Here is a 22,067-nt window from a genome sequence, read left to right as displayed (position 1 = left end):
AATGTTGGCGGTGTTAGCCGCTTTCTTTTGCCTACTTTTCTTTGCGGCGGCAAAGAAAAGTAGGTGCCGCCCCGCACAGGGGCGACGCTTGAAGCACGAAGGCAACACGCGGATGCCAGCGAAAATCCAAAAAAAGCCGAACGGCGTCGCAGACAAAAAACAAAAAACCCGGCTCACTGTCACCAGCAAACCGGGCTTCATACTACCGGAACATCAGCGCCTAAAACCTCCAGCGCTCATCCGACGCATTCGGCTTAGAACTCGTACCCAACCTGAGCGCGAACACCTGCATCGCCCGTCGACGTCACCGACACTGCGCCATTGACGAGCCACTTGCTGTTACGCGAGCGATAGGTCGCGCCGACACCCAGCGCCGCGCCGCTCTTGTACGAGCCGGCACCTGCGGCAACAACCGTATTGCCTGGCTGCGAAGGCGTCATGTTCGGCATGGCCATCGCGGCGGCCACACCGGCGTACGAGTTTTTCGCGACCTGGTCGACGGTGTTCTGCATCGAGCTGAAACGCTGGTCGGTGTAGTCCTTGGCGCTCATGCCTGCCGGCAGATTGCCCACCGCTCCGGCGACCGTCTCGTTCAACTGATCGACGTTGACGGCATCCGTGCCCTGCGTGCCAGCGGCGACGTTTATGATCTGACGCTCGTGGCCTTTCGATCCGACCGAGACCGTGTTCTCGCGATCCGCGACCGAATCCGCACCCAGCGCGACCGAGTTGTCAGCCGACGCTTGCGCGTTCGAGCCCATCGCCGTCGCATGATGACCGGTTGCCTTTGCCGCTGCCGTGCTGCCGTCGCCGTTCGTGGCGAACGTCGGGCTGCCCGAGGCCGCATTCATCGCGATGTTGGTGACGTTGGCGAGCGCCGAGTTCATCTGCGCGACGTTCACGGCGTCGGTGTCGGCCGTGCCGGCTGCCACGTTCGTGATCTGCCGTTCAGCGCCCACCGAGCCCACGGAAACCGAGTTCGCGCGGTCTGCAGTTGAATTCGAGCCGAGGGCGACCGAGTTGACGCCCGTTGCCACGGCAGCACCGCCGATAGCCACTGAATCGCTACCCGTCGCCTGCGAATCCGCCAGCATCGAGTTCGTGTGGAAGTACTTGTTGCTCGCTCCGCTGATGGTGAAGTTGCTCAACGCGGTGTTGATACTGCTGATGTCCGACGCGTTTTGCGTGGTACGGGCGTCGATATTCGTGATCGCACCGCCGATGCTGTTCACCGTCGTGCCGCCGATCACGAAGCTCGGCATCGAGATCGAGCCGTTGCTGTTGACCGTCGCGCCACCGCCAATCGCGCTCGCCGTCGAGTTCGCCAGGCTATAGAGCTGCGAACCATTGACGGCGTCCGCGCTGGATGCGCTCACGTCGCCAGCGAACACGCCCGTCAGTTTGCGCGTGCCCGCCGTGCCGCTGAAGTCGACGATCGCGCCGTCGGTTGCTTTGGCAACTGTGATGTTGCGAGTGGTCGCGTCTTGCTCGACGAGGCCGAGTCCGCCGTTGTTGATCGACGTCGTCAGATTGGTGACATCGTTCGCCAGTTGCGTGGTGCGCGCGTCGATGTTGGTGATCGCGCCGCCGATGCTGTTGACTGTCGCACCGCCGATCACGTAGCTCGGTTTCGAGATCGAACCGTCGCTATTGACCGTCGAGCCGCCGCCGATGGCGCTAGCCGTCGAACTCGCAAAATTGAAGAGTTGCGAGCCGTTGACTGCGTCGACGCTCGATGCGTTCACATTACCAGCGAGTACGCCCGTCAGCTTGCGCGCGCCAGCCGTGCCGGTGAAGTCGACGATCGTGCCGTCGGTGGTTTTCGCGACCGTGATGTCGCGCGTCGTTGCGTCTTGCTGGACGAGGCCGAATTCGCCGTTGTTGATCGCCGTGGTCAGGTTGGTGATATCGCTCGAGTTCTGCGTGGTGCGTGCGTCGATGTTGCTGATGTCGCTCGCGTTTTGCGTGGTGCGTGCATCGATGTTACTGATTGCGCCGCCCACGTTGTTGATGGTGCTTCCATTCACTACATACGTCGGGCCCGTCACCGCGCCCGTGGTGCCATCAATGGCCGCGCCGCCGCCCAGCGCATTTACCACCGGGGTGAGCTGCGAGACGTTGACCGCGTCATTGGCTTGCGAACCGGCCGCCATGTTCACGATCTGGCGGGTTTGCGGGCCAAACACCGACCCTGTGACGTCCGTGTGCGATGTAGCGGCCCCCACCGACACGGTGTTGGCCCGGTCCGCATAGGACATGGCGCCCAGCGCCACAGAATTATTCGCGTCTACGGTGGCGCGGCCGCCAAGGGCCGTCGCGGTCGCGCCCGATTTGACCCACGAAAAGCGGCCGAATGCCTGACCGCTGGCGGCTTGAACCGTTGAGCCAAGACCAACCGCCGTCGCGGAGCTCACTGCAGCAGTGGCGCCGTAGCCCATCGCCATGGCGGAATTCTCCGAGTTTGTGCCAGCAACGGCGGCGGAGTCCGCCACGGCGTTCTTGCCAATGGCGATATCGGCCGGCCCGGTCGATTTGCTGAACGCGCCGATGGCGACGCCGCCGCCAGTCAGTGTGGCGGCGTCCGAGCCGTCTTTCAGACCGCTGGACTTGAAGTAGCGGCTAATGTCGCTTACGTTGCTGCTGATGTTGTTGACCTTCGCGTCTTCCGACATCAGCTGGCTCACGTTCACTGCGTCGGTCGGATTGAGACCCGCAGCCACGTTTGTGATGCGACGCTCTGCACCTGCCTTGCCAATCGACACTTCACCCGCCGCCGTCGCTGCCGAGATCGCCGTGCCGCCGACGGGCGCAAAGCCGGCCGTGCCGAGCATGGTCGAGTTCGCCACCGAATTCGCGCCCAGCGCCACGGAATTGGCCGTCGCAGCCGTCGCGCCGGCGCCTACCGCCGTCGACATCGTGCCTGCGTAGCTCGCCCCGCCCACGGCAACGCCGCCGTCCGTCGCGCTGGCCGAGTCACCAACGGCGACCGTTCCGTCAGCGTTCGGCGTTGCGCCGGAGAGGTTATTTGCCGAAGCGTTTTGACCGATCGCCACAGCCGCCTTACCACCTGCCGCGTTTGTCGTGTAAGCGCCGCTGCCGTACGCGATATCAGCCCCGATTCCGCTGAGCGTCGAGCCACCGTCCAGCGCGCCTGCGTGCGCCGCACCAGCCACGCCGCCGAGCGTCAGCAGCGTTGCGCAGGTCAGCGCACGCATGCCGCTGCGGGCCGATTTGCCCTTGGCCCTGGCGGTTTCGGCTGCGGCGATAAACGTACCCGTCTTTGCGCACCAAACATTTCGGTAAGTCTTGTTCATGGAAAACTCGTCAGCAGATAAATTTAGGATAACGATCTATCATTTTGAGATTTGCGAACAAAGCGATGCCGCACATGCGTGCAGGAACCTGCTGCTATCTCGATAGCCGTGGATGTCGAATACTCGTGGGTTTTCGGGGTGTTCCGCGAACCAGCAACGAGTTCGTTTCGATGTCTCTAAATTTATTTGAGATGAGTCTTCGCTTTAATGAGACAACTCTTAATCTGAAGAGGGTGTTGTCTCGGAATGCGCTGTATTTGTCTGATTTATTGACGAAGCGCAGCGGGAAATCCCAAAAAAACACCCCAGCGTCGTCACCGACGTCTGGGGTGTCTGTATTCGGAAGAAGGGGGAAATTAGGAGCAGAACTTCGTCAGCAAGCTCATCTGCGCATTGCGCGACGATTTCCCCGGCCTGCGCCGGCGATAGTGCCCATCGCTCTGCATCAGCCACGCGGCCTGATTGTCGCCGAGAAACGCCGACAGTCCTTCCGCAATCACGCGGCGCTTCAACCGCCGGTTGTTGATCGGAAACGCGACTTCGACGCGGCGGAAGAAATTGCGATCCATCCAGTCCGCGCTCGACAGATAAACCTGCTCGCGGCCGTTGTCATGGAAGTAGAAGATGCGGTGATGTTCGAGAAACCGCCCGACGATCGAGCGCACGGTAATGTTCTCCGACAGACCTTCGACGCCCGGCTGCAACGCGCACACGCCACGTACGATCAGATCGATCTTCACGCCCGCCTGCGACGCCTCGTACAGTTCCGCAATAACGGTCGGTTCGAGCAGAGCATTCATCTTCGCGACGATCCGCGCGCGCTTGCCCGCGCGCGCATGCTCGGCCTCCGCACGAATCGCGTCGACGAGCCGCGGATGCAACGTGAACGGCGACTGCCACAACTCGTGCAACGGCAACTCGCCGCCGATCCCCGTCAATTGCTGGAACACGTGATGCACGTCTTCGCAGATTTTCTGGTCAGCCGTCATCAGGCCGAAGTCGGTATAAAGGCGTGCCGTGCGCGGATGATAGTTGCCCGTGCCCAAGTGCGCGTACCGCTTCAGGATCGATTTGCCGCCTTCCGACACGCGCCGCACGATCAGCATCATCTTCGCGTGGCACTTGTGGCCGACCACGCCGTACACGACATGCGCGCCGACGGCTTCCAGTTGCGACGCCCAGTTGATGTTCGTCTCTTCGTCGAAGCGCGCGAGCAGTTCGACGACGACCGTCACTTCCTTGCCGTTGCGCGCGGCCTGCATCAGCGCGTCCATCAGAGGCGAATCAGTGCCCGTGCGATAAATGGTCTGCTTGATCGCGACGACGTTCGGGTCCTTCGCCGCCTGTAGCAGCAATTCGAGGACCGGCTGAAAACTCTCGTACGGATGATGCAACAGCACGTCGCCCTGATCGATCACGTCGAACAGGCTGGCGCTGTTGGCGATCTGCGGCGGCGTCGCGGGAATGTGCGGGACGAACTTCAGATCGGGCCGGTCGACCATCTCGGGCAACTGCATCAGCCGCACGAGGTTCACCGGGCCATCGACGAAGTAGCAGTCCTTCTGCGACAGACCGCTTTCGTCGAGCAGGCGCCGCATCAGATGCGCGGGCGTTCCCGCCGACATCTCGAGCCGCACCGCATTGCCGAGATGCCGCGCGGGCAGTTCGCCCTGCAGCGCGACGCGCAGGTTCGTGATTTCGTCTTCGTCGACGAACAGCTCGCTATTGCGCGTGATGCGGAACTGGTTGCAACTGCGCACGGCGAGATTCGGAAACAGCTCACCGACGAACCGTTGCAGCAGCGAACTGAGCAGGACGAAGCCATGCGGATAGCCGGACAGGTCCTGCGGCATGCGCACCAGACGCGGCAGCGCGCGCGGCGCCTGCACGATGCCCATCACGGCCTGGCGGCCGAACGCATCCTTGCCTTCAAGCTCGACGACGAAGTTCAGGCTCTTGTTCAGCACGCGCGGAAACGGATGCGCGGGGTCGAGACCGATCGGCGTCAGGACGGGCAGCAGTTCATTGACGAAGTAGTCGCGAGCCCATTGCGTCTGCGCTTCGTTCCACGCTTCTGTGCCGTGAAAATAAATGCCTTCGTCTTCAAGCGCGGGCAGCACGGTGTCCTGCAGCATCGTGTACTGTCGATGCACAAGCTTTTGCGCGCGTTCGACAACGAGATCGTAGCAATGCTGCAGCGACATGCCATCGGGCGACAGCGCGCCGGGGTTGTCGCGCATCTGTTCCTGAAGACCGGCCATGCGGACTTCGAAGAATTCGTCGAGATTGCTACTGGTGATGCAGATGAAACGTAAGCGTTCGAGTAGAGGAACAGCAGGGTCAGCGGCCTGTGCGAGCACGCGTTCGTTGAACCCCAGAATGCCCAGCTCGCGGTTCAGAAGAGGATAGCGGTTGGACATCGGTGGTGAGAATGAAATGTCGGAAGGTGACTCGAAGGGACGCTCGGAAATTCTCACAGTATGATGACAGTTGCATGAAATGACTTTTGTCATGATTTTACGCTTTTGCCGCGTCGTGTCGTAAATATGACGCACCCATGTGTGACGATATCGCTCGACAATGGCTGAGGTGACAGCGTAATGACGACTACGCTTAAAATGGCGCTTTTGAACAACGCGCCACCGAAGGCTCCCCGCATGGGGGCTTTCCCCGCGCGCATGAGGTCCTCACACCCGATGGTCAATACTCCGCCACTCCTTGCCGCCGTCGATCTCGGCTCGAACAGCTTCCGTCTGATCGTGGGCCGCGTCGAGGAAACCGAGGCGGGCAGCCAGATCTATCAGGTCGACGCGCTGCGCGAACCCGTGCGCCTGGGCGCAGGCCTGTCGCGCGAAAAAATGCTCGACCGTGCTTCGCAGGAACGGGGTTGGGATGCGCTGAAACGCTTCGGCGAACGCCTGCGCGACTTTCATCCCGATCATGTGCGCGCGGTCGCCACCAACACGCTGCGCGTCGCGAAGAATGCGCAGGAATTTCTCGGCGAAGCGGAAGCGGCACTCGGCTTCCCGATCGAAGTGATCGCGGGCCGCGAAGAAGCGCGCCTTATTTATGCCGGCGCCGCGCATTCGGTCCCGGCGAGCGCGGGCAAGCGGCTGGTCGTCGATATCGGCGGCGGCTCGACGGAATTCATCATCGGCTCGCACTACACGCCGATTCGAATGGAGAGCCTGTACATCGGCTGTGTGAGTCATAGCCGCCAGTTCTTTCCGGCGGGCAATGTCGACGAATACACGATGCGTCAGGCCGAGCTCGCGGCATCGCGCGAAATCCAGATTATTTCGGCCGACTACAGGGCCGAGGGGTGGGACCAGGGCATCGGTTCGTCGGGCACGGCGCGCGCGCTGGCCGAACTGGTGGAAGCGAACGGTTTCAATGATCCTGGCATCACGCACGGTATTTCGCGCGGCGGCCTCGAGCGTTTGAAGCGTGCGCTGATCAAGGCGGAGAACGTCAACCGGCTGAAGCTCGTCGCGTTGAAACCGGATCGTGTGCCCGTGCTGGCGGGCGGCCTGTCGATCATGATTGCCGTGTTCGACGAACTCGGGGTCGAATACGTCGATACGACGGATGGCGCGCTGCGGCTTGGCGTGCTGTATGACCTTCTCGGGCGTTCGCAGCATCAGGACATGCGTACGGTCACGGTTGAAGGCTTTATGCGGCGCTATGGCGTGGATCGCGAGCAGGCGGCGCGTATTGGCGAACTCGCGGTGCGGTTCTATGACCAGTTCGAAGAACCTGATGCCGAGGTGCGTGAGGAGAATCGCATGTTCATCGGGTGGGCGGCTGCGCTGCATGAGATCGGGCTGTCGATTTCGCACAGTGCGTATCACAAGCATTCGGCTTATATCGCGAGCAATGCGGATATGCCGGGTTTTTCGCGTACCGATCAGGCGCGGCTTGCGGCGCTCGTCGTGGGCCATGCCGGTAAGCTCGGCAAGCTTGCGCAGACGCGGGATATCGAGTGGGATTTGCTGTTCTGTCTGCGGCTTGCGGCGCTGTTTTGCAGGCGGCGTGCGGATGCTGGGTTGCCCGAGATTACTGTCGCTGAGGCGAATGGTGGGTATGAAGTGCGGCTGCCTCATTCATGGGTTTCGAATAACCCGCTGACGGACTATAGCCTCATTCAGGAGGCGGCTGAGTGGGAGAAGATTCGGACGCCGTATCGCGTGGTGTACACGGAGGATTGAGGGTTTTGTCTGCGACGCGGGTGGTGCTTTTGCCTTTGCGAGCGTTGCCGCTAGTGTTTCTGGCTTTGCGCTGGCATCCGCGATTCGTTAGCGTGCTTCACGCGTCGCCCCTGTGCGGGGCGGCACCTACTTTTCTTTGCCGCCGCAAAGAAAAGTAGGCAAAAGAAAGCGGCTCACACCGCCAGTTCTAGTTTTTGCCTGAGGGACCCCAAAGGTTCCTACGCTTCACACGGCAATTACGTCATTCATGCTCGTTGCCAGCGCTCTTGCGGTACGCCTCACCCGCTTCACGCAACCGCAATCCAGCATGCCGCGCCAGATAGTCCGCGGCCGCCCGGGTGGCAAACTGTGTGTCGGTCACTGGTGCTCCACACGCCTCACTCCAGACCGATTGCCCATGCGCTCCACCTTGTAAGAGCGCTAACTTATACGACGCGACAACCTACACACAGTTTGCCACCTGGGCGGCACATACCATTCGCTGCCGATTGCCCGAGTACGGGTATTCGACGCGGGTGAGGCGCTCATTCAGCGCGTTGGCAACGCACGCGAACAGAAAGGCTGCCGTGTGAAGCGTAAGACCCTGTGGGGGCCCTCAGGCAGGAACAAGGATTGGCGGTGTTAGCCGCTTTCTTTTGCCTACTTTTCTTTGCGGCGGCAAAGAAAAGTAGGTGCCGCCCCGCACAGGGGCGACGCTTGAAGCAGGCTAACGAATCGCGGATGCCAGCGCAAAGGCAGAAACACCAAACGGCAACGCCAGCGCCGCAAAGCCAAAACCACCAACCGGCACAGCCTACGCCGCAAAGGCAAAACCTAAACCACGACCCCGCCGAGCAAACCCAAAAAAGAATCACTCACCTCGGCAACGCATCCCCAAGAAAGTGCCGCGCATACCGCGCATTGATTTCAGAGAGCCTGAACAACGTCAAATAGTCAGCGGTGTTGAAATCAGGATCCCACGCCGGCGCGCCGCAAATCTTCGCGCCAAGCCGCAGATAACCCTTAATAAGCGGCGGCGGCGCGACCTTCGCGCCAGTCTTCAGCTCATCGACGGGCAGCGGCGTATGTGGAAACGCGCGGTACTCGGGCGTGGTCAGCGCATCGTCCTGCAGCGACGCATACAGGTTGGCCGCGTAGTGGCCGCCATCAGCCATCGCAACGCTCGCGCAGCCGAGCATGGTCTCATACCCGTTGTGCTGCATATAAGAGCCAAGACCGGCCCACAACGACATGATCACCGACCCGCTGCGATAGTCGGCATGCACACACGAACGCCCCACCTCGACCATCTTCGAGCGCAGGTGCGTAAGCCGCGACACGTCGAACTCACTCTCGGCATACAGCCGGCCGATACGCGCCGCCTGGTGCGGCGGCAACACGCGATACGTGCCGACCACCTTGAGCGTGTCGAGATCGCGAACAATCAGGTGATCGCAATAAGCGTCGAACGCATCGACGTCGAGGCCGGCAGGGCCGGACAGGCGCGCGCCCATTTCCTCGGCGAAGACGCGGTAACGCAGACGCTGCGCTTCGCGAAGCTCCTCGTCGGTGCGCGCCCACGACACTTGCAGACGATGCTGGGCGGTTACCGTTTCTTCCGAGCGCGGCAGACGGCGACGCGGCTCGAGGATCGATGCGAAGGGCAGGGTAGGCGTCGGCAGTTCTCGCATGTGGCGTTCCTGGTCGAAAATGTGAAATTCGCTTCGACGCCAATGTAGTAACGGCGGGTGACGCTCACGTGGCAACGTCGTGACGATTCGATGACGTGTCGTAAGCCAGACGCTTTCGCAGCGCCTGCAATCCTTGCTTCGCCTTGCCCGGCGATGCGGCGTGGATCAGATGAGATCGGGGCTGATCGCTGCGCGTAACGTGGCCTGTTCGCCGTTGCTGCGCAAGCGGCTCTCGATCCACCATACCGCCGATTTCTTGACCGACCAGCTCGCGCCGCTATCGGCGAGCAGACGCGCGATGACATGGCCGAGCGTCGGCTGATGGCCGACGATCACGACCGTCGGCGCGATGCCGTCGGGCCAGCCGGCGGCCGTAAGAACGGCCTCGACGCTCGCGTCCGGCGCAATTTCGCGGACGACGCGGTATTGGTCCGTCAGCGATTCGGCCGTCTGCACGGTGCGCGCGGCGGGGCTGGCGAGGATCACGGCGTCGTGGGGAAGACGCGCGCGCAGCCATTTGGCGGACGCCTGCGCCTGCTTACGGCCGCGCGGCGTCAGTTGGCGGGCGAGATCGGTCGAAGCGGTGTCTTCGGCCTCAGCGTGACGCCAGAGGATCAGGTTCATGGCGATGTCTCCGTTTTTCTGTCGGCGGGTGGGTTTCGACAAGTATGGACAGCGCGGGGCGAGTTCTGCTGCTCTGGTTTTAATGAATGCGCGCGTGTTTCGGGAGTGTAGGCGGCGCTCGCAGGATATTCGCGTGAAATCGGCGGGGCAAAAAGCAAAAACCCAAAGCAAAAACCCGCGACACCAGGAAAAGTGTCGCGGGTTTCTTTACGGCATGTTGGTGGTCGGAGCGATAGGATTCGAACCTACGACCCTCTGATCCCAAATCACGGGAATGTTTGTTTTTGGAGATCACTGGTGTTTTGTTGAGAATATAAGCTATTGATTTAATGTAAAATTGCCGCTCATCAAGTTTTTTGCGATTACTGAAAATCATACACATGGTAGCAATGGGGTAGCAAAGATGAGTGAGCAAAAGGAACGGCAGGGGCGGAGTGCTGTCAACTTCACGAAAGCGGTAATCGAAGCGTTGCCATTGCCGGAGAAGGGCTGGAAGTATTACTACGATACGAAGGTCAGCGGGCTGGCGATCGGCATTGGGGCCAGCGGCGTGAGGACATTCGTCCTCTACCGGAAAGTCAATCGCAAGCCGGAGCGGATCAAGATCGGGCGGTATCCCGATCTGACGGTGGAGAAGGCGAGGACGCGAGCCGCGGCTATGAACGGGGAAATCGCGACGGGCGTCAATCCAGCGGAATTGAAACGGGTACGCCGCGCCGAAATGACATTCGGCGATCTGTTCGACAAATACTACAAGGATCACAGCCTGCCGAACAAGAAAACGGCGGCCGAAGATAAGGACAAGTACGACAAGTATCTGTCGAGCAACACATACGGCATCAATATCGCATCGCGCCAGCTCTCGGATATCACGAAGGGCACTATTGCTCAGTTGTTCACCAAGATCAGCAAGGAGCATAAAGTCATGGCAAACCGGGTGCTCGCGCTCGTCAGCAGTGTATTCGGGAAGGCGATCGAATGGGGTATTTGGAACCAACTCAATCCGTGTCAAGGTATCCGTAAGAACAGTGAAGTAAGTCGCGACCGCTTTTTGCAACCGGACGAGCTGCCAAACTTCTTCGACCAGGTGTGGGCGTATCCGGACGCCACGGTTCGGGACTACATTCTGGTCAGCCTACTGACCGGAGCGCGTCGAAGCAACGTTCTTACGATGATTTGGGATGACGTGCACCTGGATCGTGCCGAATGGCGTATTCGTACGACAAAGAATGGTACGCCACAGTCTGTTCCGCTTGTTCCTGATGCGGTCGCAATCCTGCAAGCGCGGAAGGCCGCTGCGAGTGACGATATTCCATTCGTGTTCCCGGGCTCCGGTAAGACGGGCCACCTCGTTTCGCCGAAGAAAGCGTGGAAGATCATTCTCGGCAAGGCTGGTATCGCCGATTTGCGATTGCACGATCTGCGCCGCACGATGGGGTCGTGGCAGGCCGGAACCGGTGCGAACCTGTCGGTGATCGGCCGGTCGCTGAACCACAAGTCGACGCAGACGACAGCTATCTATGCGCGTCTCTGGATGGAGCCAGTTCGTAACTCGATGGAGACGGCCGCCACGGCCATGTTGCAGGCTGCTGGTCGGGCGACAACCGAGGGTTCCGAATCTGAGGAAGCAAAAGAATAGATGCTGTTGGTCGACGAAGTTCCCGTAGACGAGCTCGAAGTCGCCTACGGGGCTCCGCACCATTTACGTGCGCTGGACGACGAAGTGCGTGATCAGCTTCGCTGCTGTATCGCCTGTGATAGAAATCGTCGTGTCGTCGAACGGGAATGCACCCGAGTACTCCGTATTGAGCGGGGGCTTGTGTTTAAAGATCAGTGCCGCTTCGACACGCACACGGTACGGGGAAGGCACGAGGGCATAGGAGTAACAAAGCACTTCGCCCTGCTTCAGGAGTTCCGACCAATCATCAAGTCGATCGTGGTCGGCTACACGGGCACGAACATCTTCAGATTCGCCAATATAGATGAGTTGGTTGAGCGTCACCGTCTTCCGGTCGACGTTATGCACGGCGCGATAGACGCAGTAAATCCCCGACTTCGCGGGAAGGCCCTCTTTGTTGGGCTCGCGGTAGTAACCGTGAAACTCTACGTCATACGATTGCGCTGCCATTTGATCCCCTTAAGGTATGGTTAGGTCATTTTTTCCGAACAGCAGTACCTAATTAGGGTCGAAATCATTTGTTTCAAGCATTTTTTTCCCACGGATTGGGTCAGATAATGACCGCTTCGATCTGTACGATAAATTTCGACTTCGGCCAGCCGGCGTACGCGCTACAGGCCCGGGCCACACCTCGGAAGGGTGCGAACCAAATGACTCACGGCGACAGTCGAATTCCCCTGATGTTCTTTAAAGGGCCGTAGAGGTACTATTTACGCGACAACCGCTTGAGCGGCATTACCTACCTGACAATAATCAGACGAATGGATCACGAATACACGCTGCTCGACCAGGACCGGGGAAAAATCTTCCATCTCATCGGAACGGGGATTGTCGTGCTGGCGGCCATCTACAGCGCGGCCATCGGCTGGCTGGGGAAACTCGTGGCGGTAACCTGGCCCGACGTCTGGTCTTTCGTGCCAAAGGCGATCGACACCGGCGTGGCGTTCTCCGTCATCTATTTCGTTTTCAACAAGTGGCTCTGGCGCTGGTGGCCTATCAGTAGCATTTTTTCTTTTCCCAATCTGTCGGGCGTTTGGGACGTCGCAGGTCAAACGCTTGGCCCGGCGGAAGCTTTGGAGAACGGGGATGTCCGCAGATGGGCCGGCACCCTTTCGATCAGGCAGCAATGGACGAAGATTGGCGTCACGTTGCGTACGGAGCGGTCCGGTTCGTCCAGCAGGGCTGCAGCCATTCAACAGCAAGGTGACGAGATTGTGCTGATGTATTGCTATGGAAATGATCCGAATGTGAGGGCAAATGTGAAGGAGGGCCTTAATGCACACCGCGGATATTGCGAAATAAGAATTGCACCGGGGAATACCCGGGGCGAGGGGTTCTACTTCAACAATATGGGTCGGCTTACTCACGGATCGATAGCGATCACAAAAAGGACGTAGCCAACGCTATGGGCACAAGCTATCAAGATCGCCTTGCGAAAATGCGACAACGGCGACGGCCATCCGCGTCAACCGGAACCGCTGCAGCAAAATTTGAAGCGAGGGCGGACTCGGCCTTTGCTGCGGACTCGGCCGATGTCCGTGAAGCTTACGAAACCAAGGGCGGCGGTGACGCAACCCGATATGCGCTCGGCGCTATGGAAGCGGTGGATGCCAAATACACGTCGGTTTCGCTGGGGGACGGCGACCGCGTGGCTAAGCAGATCAAGGACAAGCTCCCCAGCGTTATGCCGGTGACGACAAGGTTGCAGGGATCGCTGGCCCTCGACATTCACATTCGTGCGTCGTCGGACGTAGATATTCTGGTTCTGGCCGAATGGTTTTTGACGCACGATACGCCCGTCGCGCCGTCGAAGTCGTACACCCCGCTTCCCGGCACGACTGCGACTGCAGAACTGTTCGCGTTGCGCCAGCAATGCGAAGCGATCCTTACGGGAGCGTATCCCGCCGCGACAGTGGACGTGAGCAAAGCCAAATCAATTGCTCTGGAAGGTGGCTCTCTGGCGCGGAAGGTGGACGTTGTGCCGGCGCACTGGCATGACGCCAGTGACTACCAGACGACAGGGCTTGAGGCGCTACGTGATGTCTACATCCTCAACAAGGACGAGTTTGCGACGCAGTACAACCGGCCCTTCATGCACATGCTCCTCATCAACCATCGGGACAAGGAGAGCGGTGGTGGTGCGAAACGCGCAATTCGATTGCTCAAATGTCTGATCCGCGACTCTGATCGGGAATTCGCGCTTAGTAGCTACGACGTGGCTAGCCTTATCTACCATATGACGAAGGAGGAGCTAACGGTTCCTTGGTACCTACCGCTGCAATTGCTCAACCGTGTCGAAAGCTTTCTGATCAGGCTCGAAACGAATCCCGCCTACGCGCGTCAGCTCAAGACGCCGGACGGGACGAGGAAAATACTGAACGAGGCGAAGAAAGAGGCCGACGTCGGAGCCTTGCGGGCCGAACTCACTGCATTGATCGAAGCGGTCGGTACTGACTACATTACGTATCTGCCGTTCTATCAGGACAAGACGCTTGCGCTGGACGCGGCACGTGGTGCTCTCAACGAAGCCGTAATACAGTGAGACTCCCGCGTTGATGAGACTCGGCGATGGCCGGGCGGGTTCGGATGCTCGGTGCATCGGGGGCAGGATTGAGGTCGGGGAACTGGAATGGGTGACGACTACGAATACTTTCGCAACAAGCGCACCGATCGCGTCTATCTGAGTCGCTCGCTGTCTGATAAACAATTCCGGAAAGGTGAAGACGGAAGCGTTGAAGAATTTGAGCGTCCTTTTCGCATCGTCTCGAAAGTCATCGACTGTGCTGAGTCACACCAGTTTTTTCGCGACGGAAAACAGGTATCCCTTCGAATCACTGAAGGCGCGCGACAGGAGATCAAGGCGAAGTTCTACGAAGATACTCGCGGCGTGGCGACGTTGACGATTCAACGGTACACCGTGGAGAGCGGTAGTCCGCACAGCACCTACTTCACCTTCATTAACGACGAAATTTCGATCCTATACAACTTTCTCAGAAACATTCAATTTCTGCCACTGAAAGACGAGCAGAGTAGCAAGCTAGACGACAAGTTCGTGGAAAGCCTCGTGTTGAGTCGCGAACAAGCTCTCGAACTTCTGAACCAGCAGCCTGATCTGCTCGATGAACTGGTCCGGAGTCGAGTGACGGCGCGTGAAGTCGCGGAACTCAGTCTTAGAAAGGAGCAGCTTTACGAGTTCGAGCGCTTATTGGGCGACGAGAAGCACTTTGAGCAACGAAGGCTGGAGATGGGCAAGGGCGGCGGTCCGGAGGCGGTCTGGCAAAAGTACTTCGAAAAGAATACGTGGATTTTTGGATACGGTCTCAACTACGTCTTCAACTCGACACTTGATGACAGAAAGCTTGAGCAGGTGGTTAGAGGGCACGATGTCGCTGGCGCCGGAAAGCGCGTCGATGCGCTTCTGAAAACACAAGGTCTGATCAGCGCTGTATCGTTTGGCGAAATCAAAACCCACGCGACGCCACTCCTTAAGCAGGTTGCCAGCCCGTATCGAAAAGAATGCTGGCAAATTTCTGATGAGCTAGCTGGAGCAATCGCGCAAGTACAACGTTCTGTCCAAGTTTCGCTCGCCAGCATCCGATCGCGGCTCGACGTAAAAGGTGAAGATGGCGCGCCTACAGGGGAGACATTATTCTTTTACCAACCCCGTTCGTTTCTCGTCATCGGTTCTCTCGCAGAGTTCCGGGCAGCACATGGGATCAACGAAGAAAAGTACTCGTCATTTGAACTGTTCCGCAGAAGCGTCTCGGCTCCCGAAATCATTACGTTTGACGAACTCTTCGAGCGAGCCCGATTCATAGTCGAGGCAGGAGAGCACAAGCACCGGGACGCATGACGATTCCGCCTACGATCAACAGTTGGTTTGGGATCGTAGTGGTGACGACATTCATCGGCCTGAGTCCCATCTGGCTTTGAACCCGTAAAGTCTTGTCATAGAGATATTTGATCCGATGACTTTTCCTATACCGAATTTCAGCCGAAAGGGCGTTACCCGCGCCGGACAGATTTTGATCGATGAAAAGTCGACAGAGGTTCAGATTCAAGATGCTCTTGCACTCATCAATCATTGGCGCGCGTGCCACGCGTATCCGATCAACACGTTTCAGGCTACGTTGCGTGCTCGCCTGAAGAAAATCTGCAACGATGCTCTCGTAGCGCAACGACTGAAGCGCGTTCCATCCATTGAAAAGAAGCTTGTTAAAAACCCCGGCATGCAACTGGCGCGGATGCAGGACATCGGTGGGCTCCGGACCGTTGTCGATACTCCTGTGCAGGTTCGCAAGCTTCAGGCACTTTACACAAACGGAAACCTTACCCACGAGCTTATCAGTATCGACGATTACATTGCACGGCCGAAGGCATCAGGATACCGAAGCCTGCATTTGATTTATCGCTACAAAAATCCGTCCGCTGAGTCGTTCAACGGTTTGACCTTGGAGCTACAGATTCGGACGCGTTTGCAACATGCGTGGGCAACCGCGGTGGAAACGATTGGTTCTTTTTTAAACCACGCGCTGAAGGCAAGCGAGGGGCCCGAAGAGTGGCTCGAATTTTTCAAGATAGCAGGTGCGGCATTCGCAATCATTGAGCGGTGTCCGGTTGCTGAGGAATTTGCGCACCAATCTGCTGAAGAGATATGGAAAGAATGTATTGCCCAAGCGGACAGGCTCGATGTGAGAAACAAGCTTGACGCATTTGCGGTCGCGGCGAATTCGATTACTTCGGATCGTGCTGGCGGGAGCTATCACCTCATTATTCTCGATGCAAAAGAGCGGACGGTTGCGGTCGCTTCATTCGGTAAGCGGCGGCTTGATGAGGCAAATGCAGCATATGCAGCTGCGGAACTACGGGCTCAACAGGCTGATGATCAGCAGGTAGTTCTGGTAGCAACCGATTCAATTGAATCGTTGCGTCGGGCTTACCCGAATTATTTTCTTGATACGAAGCAGTTTTTGAATGCGATAAGGCGTATCGAACGCTTGATCAAAATTTCGGCGGCCAAGCAGAAAATTGGAAAATTGAGATAGAGTGAGCCGTTCATGGCGCCTTCGCATCCTGATTGCGCGCCATGTTTATGATGTCTCGGGCGCTATCAGGATATGAAGTCGTAGTTGATGGCGACTGGTCCCAATAGCTTTCGAGATTGACCAGCGCCTATGAGGTAGCTCAGTCAGCACACGCTCGCTTTACGGTCGCCGTTCCGACGCAAAACTTCTCGGCGGTTACGCGGATGCTAGCGCCGTGCTCTTCGCGCCATGCTTTGATAGCCGCGTAGTCGTGTGAGCGCGCGCGGCCCTTGTATTTCCCCTCTGCTTTGGCAATCGCAACTCCGCGACGCTGCATCTCCGCGCGGTTCAGATAGTCGGCTTCGCCCTGCGCCGCCATGAACGCCAGAATTGCGTCGCGCGTCGCTTTCGCGATAGGGTCTTTGGCCTTTCCGTCGAACACCATCCCATTAAGCGTGCATTCGACACGCACACCCAGTTCCATCAACCGGCGCATGGTCGCGTGCAGCTCGTCATAGCGGCGGCTGATCCGGTCGAGCCAGCGCACGATGAGCGTGCCGCCGTGCCGCAGATCGTGTTCGGCTTTGCGCCACTGTTCCCGCGCGTCCGGAGCGACGTGATAGCCGCTCACGCCCTCGTCAATAAATACGTCCTTGTCCTGAACGCCGTGGGCGCGGGCGTCTTCGTACTGGCTCGCGGAGGACTGGCCGTCCGTGGTGGAAATCCGCCCGTAATAGAGTTTGCGCATGGTTTTGGGTGGATCATTTGAGTTAATGGATCAATTGTAGCATGGATCAAATCAGCGGTTGACCCTGTTGATCCATGCTCAAACGACCCGGCGCATGGCCCGTTACGGTGTACCCATTTGAGCCCAGCTGAGAGAGCGAGATGCGACTGCGATGGTCATCGGTTTGAGCGACTGGCCGGAGCGTCGCCGGAGTCGCATCAGACGCGGGGTTAAACGCCGACATATGCCAAGGACGCGTTGCGGCCAGGAAGAGTCACTCGGCCCGACCACCGTTTGGACATTCGTGCGACTGCTTCGCTTGGTCAACGGCCCTTCGACCACCGATGATGTACGTCGCGCCGCCGGCCATAGCGGCCGCTGGCGTGAGTGTCAGTCAATGGAGGCTATGGCCAGCTTTGCTGACGTCTTACCAGCGACAAGTTCGAATGGCCGTTTTGCCTCCGTCAGGAGGACTGCAGCAATCGGTGAACCAGCAACACACTAGCCTATGGTCACACCGATAAAGTGACCGTACCATAACCGTTTCATCCGCGCAGCGGTGAGCCGATAAACGTGATCGCCGTCAATCGTTACGGATGAGAGTCCGCGCGTTCCACACCATTCAGCACGAAATGACATGGGCGGTTGTGAGGCGCTCGTGCGGCAAACGGACTGCGCTGCTCAAGCGATTGCGTGAGAGGCTAAAACAACTACCCCACGAAAAGAAGCCTGGGCGTAGTTGGCCTCGGGCCGTCAAGTCCAGATCATGATTGCTTAAACGAGTCCTTAAATGAATGGAATTACGGCAACAGTCTCGACTTTTCGCTTTCACGACCGGTGTGTTCGAAGCATCGACAGCCATTGCGCTGGCGGTAGCTATCTCAATTCCCGTTCCAAGGTCGCGATTGCGCCGTCATACTCCATAACCCCTACGGGACATTCTTGCTTGGATAAAGTCATCATGGCCCGCGCGTCGTTCAGTTGACGATCTAACAGGTAACGTTCACCAATATAGAAATGTGCTTCGCACAATTCTCCGCGATGCTTATTATCGTCGCCCCCCTGCGTTGCCTTTAGCGTTTCGGCGACGCTCGATTTGTTCAAGAGAAACGTGATCACGGGTTCCGGCCATCTTCCGGGCGTTGATGGGGAGCGGTAATTCAGCAAAACATCTTTTGCCGGACCTGCTCCCCTGAGGCGAGCATCGGAAAGATATAGCCATATCGCGGAATAGGCATATTCAGGGCTGTACTTCCGGCTTAGCTCGAAGTCTTTAGCGGCGGCGGCGTAATCGCCCTTTACAAATCTCGAAACGCCACGAAGGAAGTAGCCGTTGTTATCGTCTTTCGAATCGAGCGATATTGCCTTGTCGAAATCCTCAGTTGCTCGTTGATAGTCACCTCTGATGAGCAAGAGTTTCCCGCGACGGACATAGACATCCCCTCCCTGCACTATGTTTATTCGGATTGCTTCGTCGTAATCCGCAAGAGCCTGCTCAAAATTGCTTTTTTGTACCCAACAGTCACCTCGGTCTGCGTACGCAAGCGCGTACTTAGGGTCCAGTTTGATTGCCTCCGTAAAATCTTGTATCGCCCGATCGCAGTTACCCTCTGCCTGCCATACGTCTCCGCGTGATCTGTGAGGACCAGGCAAAGCGTTTCCGCGCTTAATCGCCTGATCACAATCGTCATGTGCTTTTGTAACCTCGCCCTGCTGTAGGTGACCCATACAGCGGTTCACATACGCCAACACATTGGTAGGATCGATCCGGATAACGTCATCGAAATCGGCGAGTGACTTTCGAATGTCGCCCAACCTCAAGTAGAGCACCCCACGTCGAAAATGTGCCTCATCACTGTTAGGCCACTCCTGAATGGCGTGGCCATAATCAGACATAGCTCTATCAGTGTCTCCTAACTCTTCGAAGCTAAGACCTCTTTCGGTATAGTATGCGTCGTATGGAAACGATTTAATCGCGCCATCAAGGAAACTTATAGCCCCACGTAAATCATCGACGTTTCGGGCCTTCCACCAACGGAGTCGCAGCAGGGCGCCTTGAGAGTACAACCATTCGGATCGCTGACGCGGATCGTTGGGATACCGCACATTGGCTTGGCTCAGATTAAACTTTGATGCCTCATCGAACCACTCGTCGCCTTGATCGTTGCGATATAAAACAAATAGGGCATCCGAGTAAGATACCTCGATACGTTGAACCTCATCGGCTGAAAGGGACGCGCGGAATTGGTTAAGGAAGTTACGGACTTTCCTGACCCGAAGTTTAAGATTTTCCAAATCAGCGTGCGGATCTGCATTGCAGGCGGCAACCATTTCAGCGATCGAGGAACTAATCAACTGGTTACGGAGCTTTGGGCCGATATCGGCAGCGTCTTCTAGAACAACTTTCGTCGGGTGTTGATCGCAACCTCCGTCTCGATTGACCAACCAAAGCCGTAAGGATTTGTTGGGGATTACCACATCACCAAAGATTAACAGATCGGCATTGTGCTTCTTCAAGAGGGCCGCGCCTTCCCGCTTTACATCTATTTCTGACGTGAAATTGCCTTTTGCAGGATCGAAGTTTAGTCGTTCACATATTCTGGCCGCATTGAAGACTTGTCCTCCAAATGCCGTGACGACGAGATCGGTTTGATGGTTACCAGAATCGCCGGAAAGCGGAGATACGATTACAAGGATGTTTTCCGAGGCCGCAGGAACCGGCTCTGTCGTCAGTTCGCAAGACACCTCCGCGAGCCTAGACGATGCATAGTCGGTAAATGGTTGAAGTGTTCCAGTAAGGATTCCGCCAGCGTATCCTGCTACGCCCGTGCCTATGACTCCGCAAATCCAGACGGCCGGACGTTTGAGGAAGCTAAGAAGGCGGTTCGTTCGAGCTTGCGCCTCCTCCCCGTCAACACGCCGACTACTCGCCTTCTCGGATTTTCGGGGATCTTTCTTCATGACAAGTCTCCGCCAGTTCTAATGCCAGTCTATGTCGGGCGCTCGGAGCACTATCGACAACATGCCGTCCTTTAACGACAGGGCCTCAGGAGGAGATACCGCGAGGCACACCGAGCATAGGAAAGCACAGGTGTTTTACGGCTCCTCCTCTTTTACGATTGGCGACGAGTGATGCCGCCATGCGAAGCACCGTTACCGAGAGAGGGTGAGGTCGCCTGTTTCCCTTCCAACTGAAGCAAAGAGTCGTTCCAACCGGTCGAGCACTCGAAGTCGGCGAAGCTGACCATAAGATGCGGTTGGCGCGATATCGGCCAACCGCAGCTATGGCCGACAACTTGCCGATCAACTCGGCGGGGAGAGTGTCCATTGCACCCCGGAAGCTGTCATTGCGGCGCACAGAGTCAGAACGACGGCTCCGGGTCGGGTCCGGAAGTTCGGGCCGGGGTCGCCGGGGGTGAGTAGCTCGTACTGCGACCTTCGGCAGCGGCCAAATTCGGCCGCCCGAAGAAGATTTGCGGACGTCGGTTCGCGGATCCGCATGAGACCGTCACGACGCCGCCATTCCGTCCGCGCGCCGGCAAGTGCCGACCTACGCGTCGCACCGCTCGCCTTCCGCCCCTGTTCCTCCTGTCCTCCTGTAGCTGACCGGTGGACACGCGACGCGACGCAACAGGCAGCCCTGCCGCTCCTGAAGCTTTTACTGAAAGAATGTTGGAGCGCGGCCGGCACGTGCGCCGACCTGGCCGAGCGGCCGGGCACGAGCATCGCATTGATGTGGGCGGACGCCAACTGATACAAGGCATGGAATTTGCTTAAAGACAGTGCTTTTTCGATCAAATGTGCCGCGCGAAGTGTCGGAATTTCGCGACACAATATTTTGTTTCGCTTCGGAAATCCATGGCTGTCGAGTTACGCTCCCGTTCGCAGCAACAACAAAGCAATCATTCTGCGTGGAGAAATGGATGAAACGAATCGCACTGTCGACCCTCTCGCTGGCACTGCTCGGCGCAGCAGGCGCAGCACATGCACAAAGCAGCGTGACCCTGTATGGCTTGATCGATGAATCGATCCAGTACGTGCATAACGCGAATTTGGCGAACGACCACCTGATCCAGACGTTTGCGGGCAACATTCAAGGTGACCGCTGGGGCTTGAAGGGCACGGAAGACCTGGGCGGTGGCCTGAAGGCGATTTTCCAGCTGGAAAGCGGCTTCGATGTGAACAACGGCAAGATGAGCCAGGGCGGCCGCCTGTTCGGCCGTCAGGCATATGTCGGCGTGACGCACGATGCGTACGGTACGGTGACGATGGGTCGCCAGTACGACCCGCTCGTCGACTTGGTTCAGCCGCTGACGGCTGACAACTACTTCGGCAGCACGTTCACGACGCCGGGCGACGTTGACAACAACGACAACAGCTCGCGTACGAGCAACGCTATCAAGTACGTTTCGCCGGTGTGGAGCGGCTTCCAGTTCGAAGGCATGTACGCTCTCGGCGGCGTCGCTGGCGCAACGGGTGCAGGCCAATCGTGGGCAGGCGCAGCAACGTGGAGCGGCGGTCCGTTCAGCGTTGCAGCTGGCTACTTCCGCATGGAAAACGGGAACACGCTGGCAAGCCGCGGCGTCGTCCCGGGTGTCAACCAGGGTGGCACGTGGAACGCGGGCGTGACGTCGGGCGGTACGTTTGATGGCTCGAACATCAACGGCGCGTACCAGTCGGCCAAGCAGATCGACATCACGTCGGTGGCTGGCCAGTATGTCACGGGTCCGTTCACGTTCAACCTGCGTTACAGCTTCGCGCAGTACAAGCCGGACGCATTCTCGGGCTTCGCGTCGCAGCAGAAGTACCAGGTTGCTGGCGC

General features: G+C 58.1%; 15 protein-coding genes. 7 read left to right on the top strand and 8 right to left on the bottom strand.

Going from position 1 to position 22,067, the window contains the following annotated elements; translation table 11 throughout:
* From BLT65_RS47585 to ppk1, 3 genes are all read right to left on the bottom strand, one after another.
* On the bottom strand, positions 1-189 hold a 189-nt coding region (locus BLT65_RS47585; RefSeq protein WP_208545722.1), incomplete at its 3' end, for a hypothetical protein.
* 65 nt (positions 190-254) lie between these two features.
* Positions 255-3,314, bottom strand: coding sequence for an ESPR-type extended signal peptide-containing protein (locus BLT65_RS02595; RefSeq protein ID WP_091774519.1), 3,060 nt, complete (start codon positions 3,312-3,314; stop codon positions 255-257).
* Between the two features lie 356 nt (positions 3,315-3,670).
* The gene (gene ppk1, locus BLT65_RS02590) at positions 3,671-5,734 is read right to left on the bottom strand and encodes a polyphosphate kinase 1 (protein WP_042306977.1); all 2,064 of its coding nucleotides are present in this window, start codon (positions 5,732-5,734) and stop codon (positions 3,671-3,673) included.
* A gap of 198 nt (positions 5,735-5,932) precedes the next feature.
* Here ppk1 and ppx point away from each other — a divergent pair, with 198 nt between their 5' ends.
* On the top strand, positions 5,933-7,522 hold the full coding sequence (ppx, locus tag BLT65_RS02585) for an exopolyphosphatase (RefSeq protein ID WP_425273097.1): 1,590 nt from the start codon (positions 5,933-5,935) through the stop codon (positions 7,520-7,522).
* An 854-nt stretch (positions 7,523-8,376) separates the two neighbouring features.
* Here the strand turns inward: ppx and BLT65_RS02580 are convergent.
* Positions 8,377-9,192, bottom strand: a complete 816-nt coding sequence (locus tag BLT65_RS02580) for a GNAT family N-acetyltransferase (protein WP_007744007.1) — start codon at positions 9,190-9,192, stop codon at positions 8,377-8,379.
* Between the two features lie 165 nt (positions 9,193-9,357).
* Positions 9,358-9,816: a SixA phosphatase family protein gene (locus BLT65_RS02575; RefSeq protein ID WP_091774515.1), complete on the bottom strand. Its 459-nt coding sequence runs from the start codon at positions 9,814-9,816 to the stop codon at positions 9,358-9,360.
* 403 nt (positions 9,817-10,219) lie between these two features.
* On the opposite strand from BLT65_RS02575, the gene BLT65_RS02570 reads away from it, so the two are divergent.
* Positions 10,220-11,455 (top strand): tyrosine-type recombinase/integrase, encoded by a 1,236-nt coding sequence (locus tag BLT65_RS02570; protein WP_091774513.1) that lies wholly within the window; start codon positions 10,220-10,222, stop codon positions 11,453-11,455.
* Positions 11,456-11,518: 63 nt separating this feature from the next.
* On the opposite strand, the gene BLT65_RS02565 is transcribed toward BLT65_RS02570, so the two are convergent.
* Positions 11,519-11,944, bottom strand: a complete 426-nt coding sequence (locus BLT65_RS02565) for a GIY-YIG nuclease family protein (RefSeq protein ID WP_091774511.1) — start codon at positions 11,942-11,944, stop codon at positions 11,519-11,521.
* Positions 11,945-12,255: 311 nt separating this feature from the next.
* On the opposite strand from BLT65_RS02565, the gene BLT65_RS02555 reads away from it, so the two are divergent.
* The 4 genes from BLT65_RS02555 to BLT65_RS02540 all read left to right on the top strand — a co-directional run bounded on the left by BLT65_RS02555 (position 12,256) and on the right by BLT65_RS02540 (position 16,539).
* Positions 12,256-12,891, top strand: coding sequence for a Cap15 family cyclic dinucleotide receptor domain-containing protein (locus tag BLT65_RS02555; RefSeq protein WP_091774508.1), 636 nt, complete (start codon positions 12,256-12,258; stop codon positions 12,889-12,891).
* An 8-nt stretch (positions 12,892-12,899) separates the two neighbouring features.
* A complete protein-coding gene (locus tag BLT65_RS02550) occupies positions 12,900-14,036 on the top strand; it encodes a nucleotidyltransferase family protein (protein ID WP_143036471.1) in 1,137 nt (378 codons plus the stop codon).
* Between the two features lie 87 nt (positions 14,037-14,123).
* Positions 14,124-15,347 (top strand): Shedu immune nuclease family protein, encoded by a 1,224-nt coding sequence (locus BLT65_RS02545; protein WP_091774504.1) that lies wholly within the window; start codon positions 14,124-14,126, stop codon positions 15,345-15,347.
* A gap of 115 nt (positions 15,348-15,462) precedes the next feature.
* A complete protein-coding gene (locus BLT65_RS02540) occupies positions 15,463-16,539 on the top strand; it encodes a RelA/SpoT domain-containing protein (RefSeq protein WP_091774502.1) in 1,077 nt (358 codons plus the stop codon).
* A 139-nt stretch (positions 16,540-16,678) separates the two neighbouring features.
* On the opposite strand, the gene BLT65_RS02535 is transcribed toward BLT65_RS02540, so the two are convergent.
* Entirely contained in the window at positions 16,679-17,266 is a 588-nt protein-coding gene (locus tag BLT65_RS02535; RefSeq protein ID WP_091774500.1) for a recombinase family protein, read from the bottom strand.
* An 855-nt stretch (positions 17,267-18,121) separates the two neighbouring features.
* Positions 18,122-20,206 carry a tetratricopeptide repeat protein gene (locus BLT65_RS02525; protein WP_091774498.1) on the bottom strand — a complete coding sequence of 695 codons (2,085 nt, stop codon included), beginning with the start codon at positions 20,204-20,206 and terminating at the stop codon, positions 18,122-18,124.
* Positions 20,207-21,168: 962 nt separating this feature from the next.
* Here BLT65_RS02525 and BLT65_RS02520 point away from each other — a divergent pair.
* Positions 21,169-22,067 (top strand): porin (locus BLT65_RS02520; RefSeq protein WP_244186400.1); only part of this gene is annotated, 899 nt, incomplete at its 3' end.

Source organism: Paraburkholderia steynii (assembly GCF_900100565.1).
Classification (GTDB): Bacteria; Pseudomonadota; Gammaproteobacteria; order Burkholderiales; family Burkholderiaceae; genus Paraburkholderia; species Paraburkholderia terrae.
The sequence above is the reverse complement of the archived record's forward strand: the minus strand, read 5'-3'. Positions and strand labels throughout refer to the sequence as shown.